This window comes from Seohaeicola saemankumensis (assembly GCF_021021435.1).
Classification (GTDB): Bacteria; Pseudomonadota; Alphaproteobacteria; order Rhodobacterales; family Rhodobacteraceae; genus Seohaeicola.
In genome coordinates, this window is the sequence record NZ_JAINWI010000055.1 from 1 (window position 1) to 1,692 (window position 1,692).

Below are 1,692 nucleotides of genomic sequence, written 5' to 3' on the forward strand. Positions count from 1 at the left end.
CTTCTCGATCAGTTCCGGCACGGCCGTGAAGAGGTCCGCGACGAGGCCATAATCGGCAACCTGAAAGATCGGGGCTTCCTCGTCCTTGTTGATGGCGACGATGATCTTGCTGTCCTTCATGCCGGCCAAGTGCTGGATTGCCCCCGAGATGCCGACAGCAACATAAAGATCAGGTGCCACGACCTTGCCGGTCTGTCCGACTTGCCAGTCGTTGGGGGCGTAGCCCGAATCCACCGCCGCGCGGGATGCGCCGACGGCGGCACCCAACTTGTCGGCCAGTTTCTCGATCAGGGCGAAGTCGGCTTCGGACCCGACACCGCGCCCGCCGGACACGACCACGCCTGCGCTGGTCAATTCGGGACGGTCCGATGCAGCGACCTTGTCCTCGACCCATTCGCTGAGGCCCGGATTGTCACCTGTTGCTACGGCGGTCACCGCAGCGGAACCACCCATGCCAGCCAGTTCGAAGGTCGAGGTGCGGATTGTCATGACCTTGATCTTGTCGGTGGATTTCACCGTCTGGATCGCGTTGCCCGCATAGATCGGACGCTCGAACGTGTCGGCATCGACCACGCCCACGACGTCGGACAGGATCATCACATCCAAAAGAGCGGCAACGCGCGGCATGATGTTTTTCGCATCTGTCGTGGAAGGGGCCACGATATGCGAATAATCACCCGCCATGCTGGCGATCAGGGCCGCCACAGGCTCGGCCAGACGGTGCCCATACAGCGCGTCCTCCGCGACCAGCACCTTGGCTACGCCTTCGATCTTTGCCGCCTCGTCCGCTGCGGCCTTGGCCGATGCGCCGGTGCAAAGCACTGTCACTTCGCCCATCTGTTTCGCGGCGGTCACGGCCTTTGCTGTCGCATCAAGCGCCAGCGTGCCATCGGTTACTTCACCAATCAGAAGAACAGCCATTACACAGCCCCCGCTTCTTTGAGTTTCGCCACAAGCTCGTCAACCGAGCCAACCTTGATACCGGCCGTGCGCGCAGCAGGCTCTGCGGTCTTGACCACGGTCAGGCGCGGGGTGACATCGACGCCATAATCGGCGGCGGTTTTCTCATCCAACTGCTTTTTCTTGGCCTTCATGATGTTCGGCAAAGACGCATAGCGCGGCTCGTTCAGGCGCAGGTCGGCAGTGACGATCGTGGGCAGTGTCACCTTGATCGTTTGCAGACCGCCATCCACTTCGCGGGTGACCAGCGCGTGATCGCCCTGGATTTCCAGATGCGAGGCGAACGCCGCCTGCGACCAGCCCAGCAGGGCCGACAGCATCTGTCCGGTGGCGTTCATGTCATTGTCGATGGCCTGCTTGCCGGCGATCACCAGTCCTGGCTCTTCCTCGGCGATGACGGCTTTCAGGATCTTGGCGACGGCCAGCGGTTCGATGTCGTTATGCACGTCATCCGACGCCACGACCAGAATCGCGCGGTCGGCACCCATGGCGAGCGCGGTCCGCAGGGTTTCCTGCGCCTGCTTGACCCCGATGGACACAACGACAACCTCGTCAGCCTTGCCGGCTTCCTTCAGCCGGATCGCCTCTTCCACCGCGATCTCGTCAAACGGGTTCATCGACATTTTGACATTGGCGAGATCGACACCGCTTCCGTCCGCCTTGACGCGAACCTTCACGTTATAGTCGATCACACGTTTGACAGGCACGAGTACCTTCATAAGCGTGGTCTCC

At 61.5% G+C, this 1,692-nt stretch carries 2 protein-coding genes; both read right to left on the minus strand.

Translation table 11 applies throughout. The annotated features are described in order from the left end of the window. Window positions 1-921 (minus strand): electron transfer flavoprotein subunit alpha/FixB family protein (locus K7H22_RS19920; RefSeq protein ID WP_230802549.1); only part of this gene is annotated, 921 nt, incomplete at its 3' end. Beyond that, window positions 921-1,679, minus strand: a complete 759-nt coding sequence (locus K7H22_RS19925) for an electron transfer flavoprotein subunit beta/FixA family protein (RefSeq protein ID WP_230802550.1) — start codon at window positions 1,677-1,679, stop codon at window positions 921-923. The genes K7H22_RS19925 and K7H22_RS19920, both read right to left, overlap by 1 nt. Window positions 1,680-1,692 lie beyond the last annotated feature (13 nt).